A 22,277-nucleotide genomic window follows, 5' to 3' on the forward strand; every position below is an offset into this window, starting at 1 on the left:
TTATTAATATGAAACTCCTTCTCCATACTGTCGAATAAGATAAAATCCCCGGTATTTACCCGGGGACATAAAATATACATTAATTTACTCTTAAAACTATTTTATCATCTTCTAAATCAACTTTAATATGGGATCCCTCTCTAAATTTCTTTTGAAGATATTGTTCAGCAATTTCATCTTCAATGTATTTTTGAATGGATCTTCTAAGAGGTCTTGCCCCATATCTTTCGTCATATCCAACTTTTAATATATAATCCTTTACCTCATCAGATATATCTAAGAAAATATTCTTTTCTTTAACTTCATCAATAACTTCTTTTAACATTAAATCAATAATTTTGTACAGTTCTTCTTTTGCAAGAGGTGTAAACACTATCGTTTCATCAACTCTATTTAGAAATTCTGGTCTAAAGAATTCTTTAAGTGCTTCCTTTACTTGATTTTCTAGAATATTATAGCCTTCCTTTGCAAATCCAATTCCATTAGATTTAAAGTTAGTTCCTGCATTTGAGGTCATAATTATTACAGAGTTATCAAAATGTACAGTCCTTCCTTGACTATCTGTTAGCCTTCCATCCTCAAGAATTTGCAGCAGCATATTAAATACATCAGGATGAGCTTTTTCAATTTCATCTAAAAGAATAACGGAATAAGGTTTTCTTCTAATCTTCTCTGTTAACTGGCCACCTTGGTCATATCCAACATATCCCGGAGGAGCACCAATTAACTTAGATGCTGTATGTTTCTCCATATACTCTGACATATCAAGGCGAATAAGAGCCTCTTCACTTCCAAAAAGTTCGCAGGATAGCGCTCTTGCAAGCTCAGTTTTACCTACACCAGTAGGCCCGACGAAAATAAAGGAAGATGGTTTTTTCTTTTTTCTAAATCCTAAGCGATTTCTTCTTATTGATCTTGACAAACTTACAATCGCTGGGTGCTGTCCTATTACTCTTTTATGGAGTCTCTCCTCAAGGTTTAATAGCTTTTCTGCTTCTTCTTCAGTAATACTTTGCACAGGAATTTTAGTCCAAGCCTCTATTACAAATGCAACATCCTCTATAGTTAAATTTACAAAAGCACATTCTTTTTCTATAGACTTTATCTTTTCTTGCACTCTGCATTCATCTGTCTTAAACTGTGCCGCTTTCTCATAGTCATTATTGTCCGCAGCATCTTTCATTTTGTTCTGAATTTCATTTAATTCTTCTTTTAAAGCATGCAGTTCCACAAGTCCTTGATTTTTTAAATTAGCCCTTGAACTTGCTTCATCAATTACGTCTATAGCCTTATCTGGCAAAAATCTGTCATTTATATATCTTTCAGATAAATTTGCTGCTGCTTCAATTACCTCATCACATATTTTTACTTTATGGTAATCTTCGTAATACCCTCTAATACCTTTTAAAATTTCTATTGTTTCCTCTACTGTAGGTTCTTCTACTAGTATAGGCTGAAATCTTCGCTCTAGGGCAGAATCCTTTTCTATATGCTTTCTATACTCTTCTAAAGTGGTTGCCCCAATTACTTGAATTTCTCCTCTTGCAAGTGCAGGTTTTAGTATATTAGCAGCATTCATTGCTCCACCCTGAGCTTCACCAGCACCAATTATATTATGAATTTCATCTATTACCAAGATAATGTTTCCATTATCTTTAGCCTCTTCTATGATGGACTTCATGCGTCCTTCAAATTGTCCTCTAAACTGAGTTCCAGCTACAACTGCTGTTAAATCAAGTAAATATACCTCAGCATTATAAAGCTTTGTTGGTACCTGTTTTTCTGCTATTCTAACTGCCAACCCTTCGGCAATTGCTGTTTTTCCTACACCTGGTTCGCCTATTAATATAGGGTTGTTTTTAGTTCTTCTATTTAGTATCTGTATAACTCTATCTATTTCTCTGTGTCTTCCAACAACCTTATCAACTTCCTTATTTTTTGCCTTGTCTGTTAAATTTGTTCCGTAAGTATCAAGGTGCTTTCTTTTCTTTCTATTAAAGAAACTGCTTTTTGCTTTAACATTTGATGATTCATCTCTATTAGAAGACTTTTCTTTCTTTTCTTCAGTGACTTCTTTGCTGTCCATATCTGTAGGCGAAGTTGAATTGTTAAACAAATTTAAAAATGGGTTACTTCCCATGTCTTCTATATTTATATCTTGAAGCATGCTATTCATTTGCTCTGATAGATTTTCAATGTCGTCCTTTGATATACCGCTTTGTTTCATCAATTGATCAACAATTGGAATACCCATTTTTTTAGCACACTCTAGGCATACACCTATCATTTCGGACTTACCATTCTCCATCTTTGCTGTATATATAGTTGCTATATTTTTATTACAAATAGAACACATTTGCATGTTATCATCTCCATATTTCAATAGTAAAATTAGATTATTGTAATTACAGTATATCATATATTAATTTTTATTATAACAGTTTATCTGTAAAACTTTTACATGTTATTTTCTCCATCATCTATTGACTTATCTTTTTATATTTTCTAATTTCTGTTAACAAATTTATAAGTTTAGAATAATATAATAAGCATAAGCAACATTTTGAAGGTGTAACTGATGTTTTATAAAGTTGTGATATTTTTTCTAATTATCATCTCTTTTGTTACTAAAAACAAAAACCTCTCCATTGCAGCATTCGTTATATTTGTAGTATCACTTATCAATAACCAAAAATCCATATATTTCATCGAAAAATACTTTCTAGACATAGGAATGATATTTTTGATGATGTGGATGCTTGTTCCATTAATTAAAGCTGAAAATTCACTTACTCCAAACATAAAAAGTCTACTAAATCTTAATGGGCTTGTATCATTTATTGTAGGAGTAGCCGTTGTCATGCTAGCAGCTCAAGGAGTTAGCTTCTTAAAAGGCAGTGTTGATGTTTTAACTGGAGTAATATTAGGATCTATTATAGGTGTAGCACTTCTAGGCGGAGTGCCTGTTGGCCCACTTATTGCTTCTGGTATTGCCTACGAAATTGTACGGCTAATTAATGCAATATTTAAAAATTAATAACATTATATAAAAATGTTTTTAATACTACAATAACTTTTTTAAAATTTCTTAAATATTTAACAAAATCCAATAATTGTTTACCAAATTACTATTAGGCATCTTCAAGAAAATAACTAGTCAATCTACTAGTCTATTTTGTGTCATACTGCGTCGGCAGAACCCTTAGATAGGGTCGGCTATCTGCGGAACCTTTCTCCTTGTCTGACACAAAATATCCGTCGCATCTTTGACTTGTTATTTTCTTTCAGATGCCTTAACTGGACACATAATATAAAAAACCCTATAAGGTTTAAACCTTATAGGGTTAATACATTCAAATGTATTATCTTCTGAATCCTCTATTGCTGTTGTTTTGTTGCTTTCTAGCTCTTCTACAATCAGCACATCTTTGTGGCTCATTTTCGAATCCTTTCTCTTTGTAGAAAGCTTGCTCGCCCTCTGTAAATACGAATTCTTTTCCACAATCTTTGCATACTAATGTCTTATCTGCCATTTCAACATTCCTCCTTTTAATTATAAGATTTAAAAATTGATAACAATAAATTCCTGAAAAGAGGAAATGTTGTTCACCATATTAAATCTTTTTCTGTGCTCAGATTTTATCTAATCACTCACACGCATTCATAGTACCACATTATCAAATAATGCGCAATAGTTAAATGTAAATTTTTTTTGATTTAGAAAATTTTGTTATACTTTTTTTATATATTTTAATTCAAATATATAACTCATTGATATCATTCCTAATTTATGTAAATTTATTCAATGGCTATCCGCTCTAATACCACCTGAAGTTTAGTTTCACTTTATTTTGCTGCTTTTTGCACTCTAACATTTTTACCTTTTATAGTAGTTTGCTGAAGTGCATCAAGCACTAATTTACCTTTTCCATCCAATATATCAATGTAAGAGAAATTATCTTGAATATCTATTATACCGATATTTTCAGCTGTAACTCCATTTATACTAGTAATTGCGCCAACAATATCCCCTGCCCTTATTTTTTTCTTTTTTCCAGCATTTATGTACAACTTCATGATTTCTTTGTTTAGCTTATCACTCTTGTTGCCTTTTATCGGTTTCTTATTTTTAGCATTTTTATTAAATGTGTTTTTTCCTTCCTCTACAGCTTCTTCAGAAGGTATTTCCCCTTTATCTATATTTAAATCAATGTAATCCTCAATATCCCTTAAAAATCTATACTCACTTGAAGTTACAAAAGTTATTGCACTACCTTGTTTTCCAGCACGGGCCGTTCTTCCTATTCTATGAACATAGCTTTCTTTTTCCATCGGTATATCATAATTTATAATGTGTGTAATATTTTCTACATCAATTCCTCTTGCTGCAACATCTGTAGCTACTAAAAAACTAAACTCGCCTCTTTTAAATTTTTGAATTGTATCTATTCTATCCTTTTGAAGCATTCCTCCATGTAACTTATTACAGGAATAATCCCTGCTTTGCATCCTTTGTACTAAACTGTCCACGTTGTCTTTTGTACTGCAGAAAATAATACAACTATCTGGCCTTTCTGTATATATCAATTTATTGAGAAGATTGAACTTTTTGTTATTTTCAACCTCATAGTATACCTGACGTATTTTTTCTGCGGTAAGGCTTTCAGGATTTATCTCTATTTTAATGGGATTAACCATATAATTATGACATAACCTTTCAATTTCTTCTGGCATCGTTGCAGAAAATAGCATAGTAACTCTATCTCTAGGTAAAGCATCTATAACCGTTTCTACTTGCTCAATAAATCCCATGTTTAGCATTTCATCAGCTTCATCTATTATTAGATACTTTACATCACTTAAATCAATGTTTTTTCTTTCGATATGATCTAAGGTTCTTCCTGGGGTTCCAACAATAACATGAATTCTTTGTTTTAATTGCCTTGTTTGTTCGCTAATTGGCTGTTTACCAAAAACAGCAACACTCCTTATCCTTTTAAATCTGCCTATATTATTTATATCTTCTTTTACTTGTATAGCTAGCTCTCTTGTAGGTGTAAGCACTAATACTTGCACTCTTTTCTGTTCTATCTCTATATTTTCACAAATAGGAATTGCAAAGGCTCCTGTTTTTCCACTTCCTGTCTGAGATTTAACTATTATGTCCTTATCTTGAAGCGCTAGCGGTATCACTTGTGCTTGCACTTCTGATGGATATTTATATCCAAGCATTTCTAAAGATTTTAATATTTCTTCACTTATATTTAAGGATTTAAAATTTAATTCAACCATTTCTCTACCTCACGTCATATATTATTGCTACTTAATTAGGATTAACAAAAATAAGTGTACCATACAAAATCAAAATAGTCTCTTTTTATATTAATTTTATCCAAATACACCAGTATATTTACATAAAAAAATATGATAAATTATAATCAAAAGAATTATTAATTTACAATGTATTTCACAAGGAGAAAAAAATGAGCTTACGTAAAAAAACTATTTATATTATATCTTTTACATTTTTATGTTTGATTTTATTATTATACGTTATTTCTACAAATATTATAGGAAGAGGTTTTTCTCATCTTGAAAATGAATATATACAAAACAATGTTTATGAGGCTATGAGTGTACTTAAAGATGATGTTGTCGCCCTCAATATTTCTGTAAGTGATTGGTCAAATTGGGATGACACCTATGAGTTTATTGAGGACAAAAATTATCAGTATATTCGTTCTAACTTAGGAGATTCTATCTTTACTCAATTAGACATTAATTCAATTATATTTATAAATTATTCTGGTAATATCGTTTTTAGCAAGGGATATGATTTAGAAAACAAAAAACCTTTTGACATTCCAGATGATTTTAAAAAAATTGTTTTATCAGATAACTTTTTTAACCGTCTTAATAGCGATCATAATGTAAATGGAATAATTATGACTTCTCAGGGTCCCTCACTTGTTGCCGCCAAGCCTATACTACATAGTGATGGTTCAGGAACCAGCAGAGGATTTGTTGTTATGAGCAAATATCTAAATTATGATGAAATAAAAAGAATATCACATACTACTGGCTTATCTCTTGACATAAAAAAAATATATAATAATTCTTTACCTAAAGACTTTTCCTATGCTTATAGCAACTTGAAAAAGGGACAAGAAGTCTTTATTAAGGCTTTAGATGAGAATAAAATTTCCGGTTATTCAATAATTAAAGATATTAATAATAGTCCAATTTTACTTTTAAAAGTTACTACTCCTAGACCAATATATAATCAAGCTGTTTCAAGTATTAAATTTTTTACATTTTCTCTATTTGTTGTCGCTATGATATTGTGTTTAATCATTTTCATATTTTTAGAAAAATCTGTGCTTTCACCGCTAAAATCCTTTAGTGATATCGCAAAAAAAATTTCAAAAAGTAAGGATTTGTCTATTAGATTTCCAAGTAGCAGGCAAGATGAACTAGGTTATTTAATGAATATATCAAATGCTATGTTGGAAGCATTAGAACTATTTCAGCGTAAATTACAAAAAAGTGAACATAAGTATAGACATCTCTTTGAAAGCCTAGTTGACGGCTTTGTTTATTGTAAAGTGGTTTATAATGAAAAAAATCCTGTTGATTATATATTTATGGAAGTTAATTCTGCCTTTGAAGAAATAATTGGTATAGAAAAAGGAAATATTATTGGCAAAAAAGCTAAAGATATAAAATTTAAATTCGAAAATTCTATAGTTAGCTGGGAAGAGTTGTTAAGTCGTACTGTAATTAATGGCGAAAAAATTAAGTTTGAATTAAATTCACCAATAAATAATAAGTGTTATCTTGTATCTGCATATTGTCCTGAAGAAAACTATTGCATAGCGTTATTTAAAGATATAACCGAGTTAAAGGAAGTTGAAAATCAATTAATACTGGCAAGAGATTCTGCTGAAAGCGCAAATGCAGCAAAAAGTATTTTTCTTGCTAATATGTCTCACGAAATAAGAACTCCTATGAATGCTGTAATTGGTATGACAGAATTACTTACAAAGTCACAACTAAATGATAAGCAAAAAGAAATAGTTTCTTCAATAGAGGGTGCTGGCAGATTGTTATTAAATATAATAAATGATATATTAGATTATTCAAAAATTGATGCTGGTAAAATGACTTTAAACCACTTTGAGTTTAATTTAGATTCTGTTATAAAAAGTGTTGCCGACATTATGGCTGTTAAGGCCTATGAAAAAAAACTTTCATTAATAACACATGTTTCTCCTGAAATACCAACAATTATAGGTGATGGAGATAAACTTTGTCAAATTCTATTAAACTTAGTAGGCAACGCTATAAAATTTACAAATAGCGGAGAAGTTATTATTAAAGCTTTTTTAAATAAAATAACTGAAAGCTATGCTGTAGTTGATTTTGAAGTTTGCGATACAGGTATTGGAATTGAGCCAGATAAAATAGAAAAATTATTTAAACCTTTCATTCAAGCTGATGGTTCTACAACAAGAAAATTTGGAGGTACTGGTCTAGGTTTATCCATATCAAAAGGAATTATTGACCTTATGAAAGGTAACATAATGTTAGAGAGCACACTAGGTAAAGGTACTACTTTTAAGTTCAATATAACCTTCGAATACTTAAACATAGCTAAAGAAAAACATCCATCTGAAGAGTTGAAGGATGCTAACATACTAAAGTCTTTAAAACTTAAACAAATAAGTAAGTTAGCTGTTATTGATAATAACTATGAAAAAAAAGCTCTAGGTAAAATTTTACTTGTTGAGGATAATCCTATAAATCAAAAGCTTGCCTTTATGCAGTTAAAGAAACTTGAAATTAATGTTGACATTGCTTCCAATGGCAAAGAAGCGCTAGATAAGATATCTACGCAAAGATATTCATTAATGTTTATGGATTGCCAAATGCCTGAGTTGGATGGCTTCGATACTACAAAAGCTATCAGAAAGCTTGAGCCAACTTTAGGATATCACCCTATAATAGTTGCAATGACTGCAAATGCTATGGAAGGTGATCGAGAAAAGTGTTTATCTTCTGGTATGGATGATTATATCTCTAAACCAGTAAAGATTCAAAATCTTTGTGACATATTCAATAAATGGAAAATAAAATATAGTAAACTATAGGAGGAACAGCACACATGGAAACTGTATCTTGTAGATATGATATTGAAGGATTAGCTAAGGATATGGAAGTAGATTTAACTACAATATCTACTTTGTACTCAGAATACTTTTTAGAAATGAAGGAAAATATATATAAAAGTGAAACTCTATGTGCTAAAGAAGATTATGCTAGCCTTGAAAGAATAATTCATAATATTAAAGGCACTTCAATTAGCCTTAATATAAAAGATATATATTATACTTCTCTAAGCCTGGATAACCAATTAAAAAACAATAAATGTGAACAAGCTACTTGTGGAATTAATACTATTAATGAATTATTTAATGAAGCAGAAAAGGATATAAAAGAATTTTTCCATCAAAATGGCATTGAACTTTAGAATTAAATTGGAGGATTCGGACATGCTTAACAATAAGAAAATACTGATTGTTGAAGACTCACGTACTATAAGACTTCAAATTAAAATCATGCTTGAGCATGAAGGTGCAACTGTAGTGGAAGCAGGCAGTGAATGGGGTATGCTTAGCAAAATAGAGGAATTTGGAATAGCTGTTGATTTAATTATTATGGATTTAGTTTTACATAATGAGGATGGATTAAAACTAATTGAAAATCTTAAAATGAATCCTAAATATAATAATATTCCCATAATTATTCTCACAGAAAAAGTTGCACTTGATAGCATTCTAGAAGCAAAAAAATTATCAATAAAATGCTATTTAAAAAAGCCCGTTAAGAAATTAGAACTTATAAATAGAATTAACTCTGTTTTAAATATATCAGATATAGAAGCTTAACCTATTGAAGGTGCTATTTCAATAGATTGAAAAAGGGGTAGACTTTACCCCTTTTTATTATTTACGCTTTTCATAATGATTTGATTGAAAAAAATTGTTTTAAGCAATATACTTTTATATATGTTGTTTAAATAATTTATATTGTATTTGATTTTAATATAGCCGAGAAAGGATACGTGATTTAATGAATTTAATGTCTTTAGAAAATATATATAAAAGCTATGGAGAAAAAGTGCTTTTAAATAGCATATCTATTGCGATAAATGAAGGTGAAAAAATAGGTATTATAGGTATAAATGGTACTGGAAAATCTACTCTTCTTAGAATTATTGCTGGCAACGAAGTCTATGAAAAAGGAAATATAATTTCTTCAAATAATTTAAAGATTAGTTATTTACCTCAGCAGAGTTTTTTTGACGAAAATGCTACTGTTATTGAGCAAATTTTTAAAGATGATACTCCTGTAATGAAACTTTTAAGAGAATATGAAGGTACTGTTAAAGCCTTAGAACAAGATGAAAAGAATGAAGAGCTTCAAAGAAAGCTTTTAAATCTAACTTCGCAAATGGATGCATTTAATGCCTGGCAGTTAGAAAGTGACGCTAAAACAATACTTACTAAGCTTGGAATATATGATTTCAGTGCTAAAATATCTACTTTGTCAGGGGGACAGAAAAAGCGAATAGCCTTAGCTTCTGCTTTAATTACACCTTCAGACCTGTTGATTTTAGATGAACCTACAAACCATATTGATAACGACACCGTTGCATGGCTTGAGAAGTATTTAAATAACAGAAAATCCTCTCTTCTTATGATAACTCATGATAGATATTTTTTAGATAGAGTAACAAATAAAATATGGGAGCTTCATAGCGGAAACATATATAGCTATACTGGCAACTATAGTACATTTTTAGAAAAGAAATTAGAGAGAGAAGAGCTTGAAAAAGCTGTTGAATCTAAACGTCAAAATACTTTAAGAAGAGAACTTGAATGGATTAAGCGAGGTGCCAAGGCTAGATCTACTAAGCAAAAGGCTAGAATACAAAGATTCGAAGAGCTTCAAAACAGTAAAGTCGATATGGTAGAAGACAGAATAGAAATCTCCGCTTCTAGTACAAGACTTGGTAAAAAAGTTATGGAAGTTAACCATATAAGCAAAAGCTTTGGAGAACGTACATTGATAAAAGATTTTAGTTATATTTTTTCTCGAGGTGACAGAGTTGGTATAATAGGACCTAATGGCATGGGAAAATCCACTTTACTTAATATATGTATAGGAAAAATCCCACCGGATAGCGGTGAAGTTATAGTTGGAGAAACAGTTAAAATAGGATATTTTTCTCAAGAAGGTATAGAAGTTAATGGAAATTTAAGAGCAATTGAATATGTGAAAGAAGGCGGCGAGTTCATAAAAAATTCTGAAGGTGAACTCATAAGCGCATCTAAAATGCTTGAAAATTTTCTATTTGATTCTTATATGCAGTGGACTCCTATATCCAAGCTTTCTGGTGGAGAAAAAAGAAGACTTCAATTGCTTAGAACCCTCATGGAAGCACCTAATGTACTTATACTAGACGAACCAACCAACGACCTAGACATTCAGACTTTAACCATACTGGAAGACTATTTAGAAGAATTTGAAGGTACTGTAATTGTAGTATCACACGATAGATATTTCTTAGATAAAGTATCAGAAAAATTATTGGTTTTTGATGGCAATGGCAATATAGATCACTACGTTTGTAATTACTCTGAGTATATGGAAAAGTATAAAACTGAAGCTGCCTATGAAAAAGAAGATAACACCAAAAAGGAAGATAAGAATCTGAATAAAGAAGAAAGAAAAAAGAACAAACCATTAAAGTTCACTTATAAAGAGCAAAAAGAGTTTGATGAAATAGATGAAATAATATCAACCTTAGAAAATGAAATTGTAAATATCGATAATAAAATAAATTCTGCTGGAAGTGACTATGCCGCTCTTCAAAAACTATTATCTGAAAAGGAAGAGCTATCTGAGAAACTTGATTATTCAATTGAAAGATGGACCTATTTAAATGAATTAGCTGAAAAAATTGAGTCACAAAAAATAGATAAATAAAAAAACCCTTTATGGGTTTTTTTATTTATCAAAAAGGCCACCTGTTTTACCACTTTTAATAGCTTTTCTGCTTCCACCAATATTTTTTTCTGGTCTTAAAGCCCCTTGCTGAGAACTTTTATTCTTTTTTGCTTCAATTATTTTTTTCATCATTTCAATATTTTTATCTGACATTGTTTTGCTCCTTTAGTAACTTTGATTTTTACTGATGTATTTTTTATATCAAGCTATATTATATAACATTTTCACCTTCTAGTTTATACTTTTATTATATTAATTTTAAATTCTTTTAAACTAATGGTTTCTATCATAGGAAATTAACTTTCAGCTTTATCCCTATGATTTAAAGCTTCTTAACCTTGACATCAAAGGTCTTAAAGGATTTATAAAAGTATAATGTAGCTGCAACATACATAACAGCAGTTATAAAATATGGTATCTCATATCCGTTAGCGAAATATTTCATTATGAATCCAGCAATAACAGCACTTAATGCTCTGCTCAAATTACTAGATATATTATTTATACTTGCAAAGACAGATCTTTGATGTTCTTGTACTAGTTCCATAGCCATATTATTTACTATTGGTCCGGACATATTCATTAAAGCATTCCTGACAAATAATGCAAGGGATACAACTATTAATGATGGAGGTACTGCTATAAGCATTAAAAATGGAACAGAAACTATTTGACATACTATTATAGTCTTAACCTTTCCATGTTTTTGTGCAATTATAGGGGTTATAAGCCCCCCTATTCCCATCGCTACCTCAGCTAAGGACATAATTATTCCTATTTGATTTGTACTTGTATTTACCTTGTACTTTAAATATACATTAAAATATGGTACTACAAGGCCTGCACCAAAACCTATTATAAAGTTATATATAATAAATCTCAGTGGACCTTTCTCCTTTATAAGACTTACAGCATTCTTATAAAAATTACTTTCTGCTTTCTGAGCTACTATTTTCTTATCTTTAATCATTGCTGCAAATATACAAGCTACTAGACCCATCAAAGCAGATAAAACTATTGAATATTTTAGAGAAACTATAGAGCCCATAATCATATTCAGCTTTTCAGAAACATGTCCAGAAATAAAATATCCTACCATAGTTGCAAAAACGTTATCCGCAAAAGAATAACTAAAAAGTTTCAGCCTGTTATTTGGAGTTCCGTTTTCCATAAAAAATGGCCCCTCTGCAACCATTAAAAAGGCCATGGCACATCCCTGTATAACAGCAAATATTATCATTAATAAGCTGTTTTCAAAATACCCTTGAAGCATTGATGTTACAGGAACTAAAAACACTCCAAGAAGTATCGCCTTTTTCTTTCCCCATCGATTAACAATTACAGCAGCTGGAATTGAAAAGGCCGCTGTAGCTAATATTCTTGAACTTAATATTAAACCTAGATAGCCTTCTCCTAAATTTAACTCTTTTATGTATATTCCTTGAAGCATACTGAAAGCTCCCAAGGATATATAATAAAATGCTATAGTATAAAAATATAGTACTGCATTTTTTGAAATTCTTTGTTGATCTTTCTTTCCCCTCATAACTTCACCCTAATTATTATTTTATATAAGCTAATGTATCTCCATAATTAACTTACTACATTATATATAATACATCCTTTCCTATATATTTTTCAAATAATTTTAAAAAAGCATAGAGCTCGCTGCTCTATGCTTTATAAATTATCTCTGTCCTTTTTCGTATGGTACACCATCTGCTGCTGGCGCTGTTGTTTTTCCTACAAAACCTGCTAAAGCAAGCATTGTAAGTATATATGGTATACTTGAATAGAACTCAGTTGGTAAGTGCCAGCTGAAACCTTGCGCAAATATTTGGAAGGATCCTCCGAAGGCAAATAACATACATGCCCACATTGTACCAAATGGTTTCCAGTTACCAAATATCATAGCCGCTAGTGCTATAAATCCACGTCCTGCTACCATTCCTTCTCTATATACTGGTGTTACTCCAACAAGTGCAGCTCCACCAAGTCCTGCCAAAGCTCCTGATATTATTACACATAAATATCTCATAGCATAAACATTTATTCCTAGTGTATCTGCTGCTTTTGGATGTTCTCCAACGGATCTTATTCTAAGACCTAAAGGAGTTTTAAACAATACATAGTGAGATACAAATACCAATATTATTGCTATTATAACAAACCAGTTTATACTTGCAAGTAATGGCCCAATTATAGGAATAGCCTTTACTGAAGCTGGTATATTATATGGAAGGGCTGCAACTATATCTGTTTGACCACCCTTTTTAAATATCTTAAATATAAGAAAGCTTGCTAATGCTGATGAAAAAAGGTTTATTGCTGTACCAGATATAACCTGGTCCGCTTTTAAATGTATACTTAAAAATGCATGCACTAAGGATATAGCCATACCTGCTAGTATTGCACATATTACACCTATCTCTGGACTTCCCGATACATATGTTCCAAATACTGCAAAGAAAGCACCCATTGTCATCATACCATCAAGCCCTATGTTAACAACTCCAGATCTCTCAGAGAAAACTCCTCCAAGACCTGCAAATATTAAAGGTGTTGCTGTTCTTAAAGTCGCAGCTATTAATCCAATTATCATAACACTATCCATTGATTAACACCTTCCTCTTCTTTCTCTCTGAGAAGTATTTAACAATATAGTCTGTTGCAACAAATATAATTATTATTGATTGTATTAAATAAACTATTTCCTTTGGTATTCCATTCAACTGAAGCATTTTTGAAGAACTATTAAGTGCTCCAAAAAGAATTGCTGAAGGTATACAAGCAACAGGATTATTCTTCGCAAGAAGTGCAACTGCTATACCATCAAATCCAAAGCCCGGAAATGCCATCATGTCTTGTGCTTGATGCAGCACACCTGATATATGAGTTGCTCCACCAACCCCAGCTATAGCTCCAGATAGAACCATTGCTAAAATTATATTTTTTGATATATTTATTCCGCCGTATTCTGCACCATGTGGGTTTATTCCAACGGCTCTTATTTCATAGCCTACTGTTGTTTTCCAAAGTAACCAGTAAATAAATATTGCAACTAATATACCTATTATAAGTGCTATATTTGCTCTGCTCATACCGCTAAATCTTAAAAGTTCCGCACTCTTTTGTATTAGCGGAGTATTTGCCTCTCCTTGCACAGCAAATTTTGATCTTAATATAATGTAGTTTGCTAAATATAATCCTAAATAGTTCATCATTATTGTATTAATAACTTCGTTTGTTCCTATTTTGGCTTTTAAATACCCAGGTATACCAGCCCAAATTGCTCCTGCTATTATACCTCCTATTATTATAAGTGGTATGTGTACTATAGGGCTTAATCCTGGTATTAAACCTATTACAGCTGCTGAAACCATGCCCATTACAAACTGACCTTCAACTCCTATGTTAAATAGTCCACATTTGAATGCTATAGCATTAGCTATACCTGTAAATATAAGTGGTGTTACATATACCATTGTTTCAAGTGTTTTTCTTGTATCACCAAAGCTTCCATTCCATATTGTACTAAAAAGATCTCCTAAAGCTGAGAAGTATTCTGTTATTCCATAGCCTTTAGCCCACATAACGAAAAATACTGATACAAATATAGCAACAATTATAGAAAATAAAGGGAAAGCGATAGCTTTAAGTGAATCACTTAAAGGGTTATTAATTGCATTAGTTTTTTCTTTATTCAACATCTTTCACCTCTCTTTTTGCTTCGCTTAAGCTTCCTCCGGCCATAAGTATACCTAATTTCTGTTCCGTAGCATCCTTTCTATCTAAAATATCTACTACTTTTCCGTCATACATTACAGCGATTCTATCAGAAAGAGCCATTATTTCGTCTAGTTCAAGTGAAACTAGGAGTACTGCTTTACCATTATCTCTTTCCTGTACAAGTCTCTTGTGTATATATTCTATGGCTCCGACATCCACCCCTCTTGTTGGTTGCGATGCAATTAAAAGCTCTGGATCTTTAGATATTTCTCTTGCTGCTATAAACTTCTGTTGATTTCCTCCAGATAATGCTGAAGCATTAACTTCGTCGCTAGGAGTTCTAACATCAAACTCTTCTATAAGTTTTTTACAGTGTTTTCTTATAGCCTTATAATCCATTACTATACCTTTACTGAAAGGTTTCTTATGTTGAAGTCCCAATATACCATTTTCAAATAGTGAGTATTTTAATATAAGTCCCCTTTTATGTCTATCTTCTGGTATATGTCCTAGACCGCTGTCTATAATTTCTCTTGTACTTTTTCCATATATATCTTTGCCGCTTAACACTACTTTTCCACTTTCAGGTTTTCTAAGACCTGTTATAGCTTCAATAAATTCTGATTGCCCATTACCGTCAACACCAGCTATACCTACTATTTCGCCTGCATTAACAGTAATATCAACACCATCTACTACATTTAATCCTCTGCTATCTTTGGCAACTAAATTTTCAACTCTTAATATTTCTTTACCTAGCTTTGCTTGTTCTTTGTCAACTACTAAGTTAACCTTTCTTCCTACCATAAGCTCAGCTAATTGATCTATATTAGTTTCTGAAGTTTTAACTATTCCTGTAACCTTACCACGTCTTATTATAGTAACTCTATTACTCATTTTCATAACTTCTTTTAATTTATGTGTTATAAGAATTACAGATTTTCCTTCTTTTTTAAGGTTTTCTATTATAACTGCAAGTTCATCAATCTCTTGAGGTGTTAGAACAGCTGTAGGTTCGTCTAGTATTAGTATCTGAGCACCTCTGTATAAAGCTTTTAATATTTCAACCTTCTGTTGTTGGCCTACTGATATATTTTCTATAACAGCCTTAGGATCAATAGAAAATCCATATTTTTTAGATATTTCTTCAACATCTTTTATTGCCTTATTAATATCAATTTTAAGTCCTTTTTTAGGTTCTCTTCCTAAAACTATATTTTCTGCTACAGTAAAGTTATTTACAAGCATAAAATGTTGGTGAACCATACCTATACCAAGCTTTATAGCATCGTTAGGATTTGTTATTTTAGCAAGTTGACCATTTACATATACCTCACCTTTTTCTGGTTGATATAAACCATACAGTATATTCATTAGTGTGGTTTTTCCAGCACCATTTTCTCCAAGTAAAACGTGCGTTTCACCCTTTAGCAAATCAAAATCAACATCTTCATTTGCAATAGTCCCGGGAAAAACCTTAGTTATACCCTTCATTTCTATTACTTTCTCCATAATGCACCCACTGCCATAATCTACCAAAAATTAATAGATTAATAGCCGTATCCTCCCTTCCTTCCACATAAAATTTATTAAAAGATTTAATTTTTTTCTTTTTCTAGTACTAAAAATCTAAATTTATAGTACATTAATTAAAAATATATTTTTTATTTTTCCCATAGAAACAGTTTTTAATTAATATAATTATTTTATATCAATAAGTATGTTAGCGTTTACATACTTATTTTTTTTAAAATGCGAATCTATTCAAATTCACATCTACTTTTCTATAAATTTTTCTGACCCTTTAAGAACAAGTTTTGGTATAAGAGTAATATTTTTTACTTTAGAGTCTTGTTTGCCCTTTAAATTTTCTACTAAAATTTTCATAGAAGCTATACCTAATTCTGTTGTAGGTCCATCTATAAAGCTGATATTCATACCTAGAGAATTTAGTATGTCTACTTTATCAAATCCCACTATCGCAATATCCTCAGGTATTCTTAACTTATGACTGCGAATTGCTTTAACACATCCAATTGTCATTTTATTACTAGATATAAAAATAGCCGTTGGTCTATCTTCCATCTCTATTATTTCTTTAGTACATCTATAGGCTGATTCTTGTCCATAATCTCCAAACAGAATATACTTATCATCAATGTCTATATTATTAATAGCTAAAGCTTTTTTATATCCTATTAGCCTATTTTGTGCCGCATCAGAATTCATACGACCAGTAATTATAGCTATTTTTTTATGGCCAGCCTTTATTAGTGCTTCCGTACCATCAAATGCGCCTTTTATATTATCAACAAAAACTCCGCTAAAATCTGAATGCTTTACATGTCCATCTAACAAGACTACAGGAATTCCTAATTGTTCAATTGTCTTTAAATACTCACCATTCTGATCGTCCTCCACAGATGTTGGAGCAATTATTATTCCCCGAATTCTCTGTTCTTTTAAAAGCTTTAAAGCTTTTAATTCTTTTTGTATATTTTCATCAGTATTACAAAGAATTATATTTAATCCACATTCATCTGCTACCTGACTAACACCTTTTATAACTTCACCATAAAATTGATTATTTATTTCTGGTATTAGTACTCCTATAGTATTGGTCTTGCTTTTAGATAAACTTCTTGCTATAGCGCTTGGAGTGTAGTTTAATTCTTCAATTGCTTTTAATACCCTAATCTTGGTTTCTTTTTTTACATATCCAGAATCATTTAAAACTCTAGATACTGTAGTCAAAGATACTCCCGCTTTTCCAGCAATATCATTAATTGTTGCTGACACTTAAATACCTCATTTCCAATTATGAAATTTAGTTCATTTATTATTATTTATATTTCATAAATTAATATAAAATATGAATAATAATATATGTTAGCGCTTACATATTTAATATACAACATGTTACGACAAAGTTCAATACAATTTTTTTTAAATCATATAAAATTTCTTCGTAATATATGTTATTCTAAAGTCTCTTTATAATGATTATTACATTTTATATATGTCAATAAAAATGACATATGTCCTTTCTATAATTTTACAATTTATATTTATCTATTTCAATACCCTAAGGACTTATAAAAAAAATAATAAATAATTATTGTGAAAAACACATCAGTAACTTTAAGTTTTTATTTCCTTTGACTATATAAAATTATATGCAAATTATAGCCAAATACTTCTCCAAAATTACTGTATATATGATATAATAAAATGTAATTCTATTTTACATTAAATGGAGGTTTTATTTTGAGTACACAAGACAAAATAAGAAACATATTTTTATATTTACTGAGTATTAAAAATATGGACAAGAAAATAATACGGGATGTTTCAAAATATGAAAAAGTAATTGCTGAAACTGACCTTCTTAATAAAAAAGGATGTATCTTAAGCAAAAAAGAAGATGAGAATTGGCTGTATGTAAATAAAGACTGCAGTGAACTTTATAATATCCTTTTTAAAATATACTCTACGTTAGAAAAAAATAGTGAAGACCTAGAGATAGTTTGGGGACATAGCATTTTAAGCTGGGAAGTAAATAACGAAAAGATACTTCACCCTATATTTACAACAAAGATGTCTTTAAACTTTGATGCAAGAAATGCTGTTTTCAGTTTAGTTCCTTATAATAATATTACTAATTTAGAGATTGGTATTTTAGAAGGGCTAGACCTACCTAATTTACATAAAATATTAGATTTAAATTTAGAAATAAAAAATTCTGGAGTAGATGTTCTAAACCTTAGTGAAGTTCACGATATTTCAATAAGTCTTTTAAATTGTTTAAACAAAGAAGGTATAACAAATATAGTAAATGAAGATATTGTATCTTTATCTTCATTAGATATATCTACTAATCCTGTAATTTATAATGCTCCATGCATAATACTCAGAAACATCGATACAAGGCTTTGGGATTCAGAATTAAATAATATACTAGATTATATAGATGAAGGAAACCCTATTCCTAAAGCTGTGGAAGCTTTAGTTAAAGAAAGTGGTGCTACAGAAAATAATTTAAATAATAGAGAATGGGATCTTGTCGGTAAGGATGTATTATTCCCTCTTCCAGCCAACGAAGAACAAGAAGAAATAACAAGAAGACTTGCTCAAAATTTTGGTGTTGTAGTTCAAGGTCCTCCTGGAACTGGTAAAAGCCATACTATTGCAAATTTAATATGCCATCTTATGGCCCATGGAAAAAGAGTCCTTGTTACCAGCCAGACAGATAAAGCTTTAAAAGTTCTATCTGATAAAATACCGGATGAAATAAAATCTTTATGTATTAGCTTGCTTGGTAGCGATGCCAAAGCTTTAAAAGACCTTGATGAATCTGTAAGAAAGATTACAGAAAATTTATCTTTAGATTCTAACGCTCTTTTAAAGGAAGTTGTCCCACTAGAAGAAGAGCTTAAAAAATGTAGAGAACACATAGCAAACCTTATGCATGATTTGAAAGAAGCTGAGTCTTTCGAAAATAAAACTGTAAATTATAAAAATGAAACCTTTACTCTTACAGAACTTTCAAGATGGATAAGAGAAAATAGCTCTGTTTGTTCTTGGATTGATGATGAAATACAGATAAAAACTAAATGTCCTTTATCATCAGAAGAATTTAATAGACTAATTCATCATATGAAATCAACAAAAAAGATAGAGGTTGATAAACTTAATAAGGTAAAAGATATACTATGCAAGCTTCCATCCTATGAAGAACTGAATATAAAACTTGATAAAATGAATAAATTAGAATCAAATATTGAAGAGTATAGAAGAATTATAGACTTATGGAAAATCAGTATAAATAATAGTGATCTCGAAGAACTATTGAAGCTATGTATTAATGCTAAAGCTAAGATTGAAGAAATTGAAAGCAGCTGGCTTAAATCAATAATGAAGTCCTATTATAATACAGAAGTCTCAAGGGAGTTCTGGCCTGATGTTATATTAAATATAAACAACCACATAAAACAAATTAATGTTATAAAACAAATTATTAATTCACATAACATAAAGATTCCAAGCAATTTAGATATATATAAACTTCAGACAGATTTCCAAGTTATTTCTAAATACATAGAATCTAAAGGTAAACCTAGTGCTATGTTTAAGCTCCTTCATAATAATATAAATTATATATTAGAAAGCTGCGAAGTGGATTATAGGCCTATTATATCAAAAGAGCAGTGTAATATTTTCAATAAATCCTTAGAAAAAGAGCTTTTAGAAAGAAGCTTAAAAAACTTATGGAACAACACTGTTAAAGAATATGGTGGAAAACTCGTAAATAATTCTGATAGCAATTTTCTAAATGTTATTGCGGAAAATGTATTAGAAATAGAAGCTATTATAAACTGGGAAGAAGAGTATGTAAATCCAATTAATAAGCTTATAGAAGGTATTAAACTCCCTATCGAATTAAACCTTTGTAAAAAAGATTCAATAAACTACCTATTAAAAGGACTTCAATCTATTAAGTATATAAGAGAATATGAAGACTTGAGTAAATATATTGAAAATATAAGGAAAATGTTTTTAAATAATGAGTTATTAAATGAAGCATCTGATTGGATAGCTGAGTATGACAAAACAAAGGTTAGAAAATTATATGATAACCTATGGCAGTTAAGAGAACTTAAAGATACCGGTGATCAAATAGATAGATACTTAAATAAATTAGAAGAAACCTGTCCTTTGTTTGTAAAAAAGCTATTAAATGAATGGGAAAATAATACTCTAAACCTTTTGTATAATAATTGGGAGGAAGCATGGAAATGGCGTTCAGGAAGTTCTCTGTTAAATGAAGTTTATAAATTGAGTCCTGAACAAATAGAACAAGATATAGAAGCTGAAAAACTTAGAGAAAAGATGCTAATTAAAGAGATTGTAGCTAAAAAGACCTGGTATAGCCAAATAATGAGAACTACTGAATCTCAAAAAAGAAGTCTTTTCACCTGGCTAGAATCTATAAAAAGAATAGGTAAAGGTACCGGAAAGCAAGCTGCAAAATACAGAAAGCTAGCCCAAAGAGAGATGGAAAACTGTAAGGAAGTTATTCCTGTTTGGATTATGCCGTTAAATAAAGTAATCGAAAACATTAAGCTTGAAAAGAATATATTTGATGTAGTTATAGTTGATGAGAGCAGCCAAAGTGATATATCTGCAATAACAGCATTATTAAGAGGTACCCGAGCAGTTATTGTAGGTGATGAATGCCAAATAAGCCCTGAAGCTATAGGAAAAGATAACGAAATGGTGGAAAACCTTATTCATAGATATCTAAGAGATGTACCTCACAAAGAATGGTTTGATTTAAAAACAAGTTTATACCACACTGCTTTAAGAGTTTTCCCTAGTAGATTGGTGCTTAAGGAACACTTTAGGTGTGCACCTGACATTATAGGTTTCAGCAATAACTTATGTTATTCAGGTGAGATTATACCTCTTAGATGTCCTGAAAATAGGCATACTTTTAAACCAGAAGTTTATGCAATAAAGGTATCCGGCAATAAGGACAACTCTAAAAATATAAATGAAAAAGAAGCTGAGGCTCTTGTAGAAAAGATAGTTGAATGCTGCGATGATCCAAGATACAAAGACATGACTATGGGTGTTATCTCCCTGCTTGGTGAGTCACAAAGTGAATTAATCGAGAACTTGCTTAAAGAAAAAATAGGTATTGAAAAAATGATTGAAAGAAAATTAATATGTGGAGATGCCTATTCATTCCAAGGTGATGAGAGAGATATCATGTTTTTATCCCTTGTTATAGCTAATAACGCAAAATTCACAGCTTTAACCAAAGAGTCTGATATAAGAAGATTCAATGTTGCAGCCAGCAGAGCTAAAAACCAAATGTTTTTATTCCATTCTGTTGATTTGGAAGATTTAAATCCTAAATGTGTAAGAGCAGAATTGCTTAGTTACTGTTTAGACTCTAGCAAAAAGTATACATTTGCTTCTAGGGATGAAAACATATTAGTTTCTGGTTTTAAGAAGGATATATTTAGTCTGTTGAGGAGTAAAAATTATGATGTAAAATCCAATGTAACTATTGGCAAGTACAAAATAGACTTTGTGGTTGAGGGATTAAACAGTAGGCTTGCAATAGATTGCTGCAGCGAAGATACAGCTTATGCACTAAACTGGGAAGAAATTCACAATAGACGTATGACTCTTCAGAGAGTTGGCTGGAAATTCTTTATTATAAGAGAAAGTCAATTCTACTATAAATCAGAGGAAACTATGGAAAGACTTTATTCACAATTAGACAGCTTAGGTATTAAACCAGCAGCTGATGCTAGAGCACAAGCATACCTTGAAGAAGCTGCATATACTGTGGAATAATTCTACTTATATAACAAAGACCTGAAAACTACGGTTTTCAGGTCTTTGTTATATAAAAATTCTTACTAAAACATTAAATTATTTTATAAAGAAAATAACTAGAAAGT

Annotated in this window: 15 protein-coding genes; 6 read left to right on the plus strand and 9 right to left on the minus strand. The window is 30.6% G+C overall.

The annotated features are described in order from the left end of the window. Positions 1-79: 79 nt before the first annotated feature. On the minus strand, positions 80-2,362 hold the full coding sequence (locus tag I6U51_RS07595; RefSeq protein WP_211142079.1) for an ATP-dependent Clp protease ATP-binding subunit: 2,283 nt from the start codon (positions 2,360-2,362) through the stop codon (positions 80-82). Positions 2,363-2,578: 216 nt separating this feature from the next. Here I6U51_RS07595 and I6U51_RS07600 point away from each other — a divergent pair, with 216 nt between their 5' ends. Next, positions 2,579-3,037 carry a DUF441 domain-containing protein gene (locus I6U51_RS07600; protein WP_211142080.1) on the plus strand — a complete coding sequence of 153 codons (459 nt, stop codon included), beginning with the start codon at positions 2,579-2,581 and terminating at the stop codon, positions 3,035-3,037. A gap of 325 nt (positions 3,038-3,362) precedes the next feature. On the opposite strand, the gene I6U51_RS07605 is transcribed toward I6U51_RS07600, so the two are convergent. Together I6U51_RS07605 and I6U51_RS07610 are read right to left on the minus strand one after the other, a co-directional pair. Further along, positions 3,363-3,533, minus strand: coding sequence for a zinc-ribbon domain-containing protein (locus I6U51_RS07605; RefSeq protein WP_178908663.1), 171 nt, complete (start codon positions 3,531-3,533; stop codon positions 3,363-3,365). 313 nt (positions 3,534-3,846) lie between these two features. Further along, positions 3,847-5,292 carry a DEAD/DEAH box helicase gene (locus I6U51_RS07610; RefSeq protein WP_211142081.1) on the minus strand — a complete coding sequence of 482 codons (1,446 nt, stop codon included), beginning with the start codon at positions 5,290-5,292 and terminating at the stop codon, positions 3,847-3,849. Between the two features lie 191 nt (positions 5,293-5,483). On the opposite strand from I6U51_RS07610, the gene I6U51_RS07615 reads away from it, so the two are divergent. The 4 genes from I6U51_RS07615 (at position 5,484) to I6U51_RS07630 (ending at position 11,052) form a co-directional block, all read left to right on the plus strand. Next, positions 5,484-8,150, plus strand: a complete 2,667-nt coding sequence (locus I6U51_RS07615; protein ID WP_211142082.1) for a CHASE4 domain-containing protein — start codon at positions 5,484-5,486, stop codon at positions 8,148-8,150. A 14-nt stretch (positions 8,151-8,164) separates the two neighbouring features. Next, the gene (locus I6U51_RS07620) at positions 8,165-8,530 is read left to right on the plus strand and encodes a hypothetical protein (RefSeq protein WP_211142083.1); all 366 of its coding nucleotides are present in this window, start codon (positions 8,165-8,167) and stop codon (positions 8,528-8,530) included. A 22-nt stretch (positions 8,531-8,552) separates the two neighbouring features. After that, positions 8,553-8,948: a response regulator gene (locus tag I6U51_RS07625; protein WP_211142084.1), complete on the plus strand. Its 396-nt coding sequence runs from the start codon at positions 8,553-8,555 to the stop codon at positions 8,946-8,948. A 184-nt stretch (positions 8,949-9,132) separates the two neighbouring features. Then, a complete protein-coding gene (locus tag I6U51_RS07630) occupies positions 9,133-11,052 on the plus strand; it encodes an ABC-F family ATP-binding cassette domain-containing protein (protein ID WP_211142085.1) in 1,920 nt (639 codons plus the stop codon). A 21-nt stretch (positions 11,053-11,073) separates the two neighbouring features. Here the strand turns inward: I6U51_RS07630 and I6U51_RS07635 are convergent, their stop codons facing one another. From I6U51_RS07635 to I6U51_RS07660, 6 genes are all read right to left on the minus strand, one after another. Further along, on the minus strand, positions 11,074-11,226 hold the full coding sequence (locus tag I6U51_RS07635; protein WP_211142086.1) for a hypothetical protein: 153 nt from the start codon (positions 11,224-11,226) through the stop codon (positions 11,074-11,076). A 169-nt stretch (positions 11,227-11,395) separates the two neighbouring features. Further along, entirely contained in the window at positions 11,396-12,619 is a 1,224-nt protein-coding gene (locus I6U51_RS07640; RefSeq protein ID WP_211142087.1) for an MFS transporter, read from the minus strand. A 141-nt stretch (positions 12,620-12,760) separates the two neighbouring features. Beyond that, positions 12,761-13,687 carry an ABC transporter permease gene (locus I6U51_RS07645; protein ID WP_211142088.1) on the minus strand — a complete coding sequence of 309 codons (927 nt, stop codon included), beginning with the start codon at positions 13,685-13,687 and terminating at the stop codon, positions 12,761-12,763. After that, positions 13,680-14,783, minus strand: coding sequence for an ABC transporter permease (locus I6U51_RS07650; protein WP_211142089.1), 1,104 nt, complete (start codon positions 14,781-14,783; stop codon positions 13,680-13,682). Before I6U51_RS07650 ends, I6U51_RS07645 begins: the two co-directional genes overlap by 8 nt. Next, the gene (locus I6U51_RS07655) at positions 14,773-16,314 is read right to left on the minus strand and encodes an ABC transporter ATP-binding protein (protein ID WP_211142090.1); all 1,542 of its coding nucleotides are present in this window, start codon (positions 16,312-16,314) and stop codon (positions 14,773-14,775) included. The genes I6U51_RS07650 and I6U51_RS07655 overlap by 11 nt, the downstream gene beginning before the upstream one ends. Positions 16,315-16,578: 264 nt before the next feature. After that, positions 16,579-17,601: a substrate-binding domain-containing protein gene (locus I6U51_RS07660; protein WP_211142091.1), complete on the minus strand. Its 1,023-nt coding sequence runs from the start codon at positions 17,599-17,601 to the stop codon at positions 16,579-16,581. A gap of 468 nt (positions 17,602-18,069) precedes the next feature. Between I6U51_RS07660 and I6U51_RS07665 the strand changes: the two genes are divergently transcribed. Continuing rightward, the gene (locus tag I6U51_RS07665; RefSeq protein WP_211142092.1) at positions 18,070-22,170 is read left to right on the plus strand and encodes an AAA domain-containing protein; all 4,101 of its coding nucleotides are present in this window, start codon (positions 18,070-18,072) and stop codon (positions 22,168-22,170) included. The last annotated feature ends 107 nt before the right edge of the window (positions 22,171-22,277 follow it).

The sequence above is a fragment of the Clostridium aciditolerans genome, from assembly GCF_016316925.1.
GTDB classification, from domain to species: Bacteria; Bacillota; Clostridia; order Clostridiales; family Clostridiaceae; genus Clostridium_AM; species Clostridium_AM aciditolerans.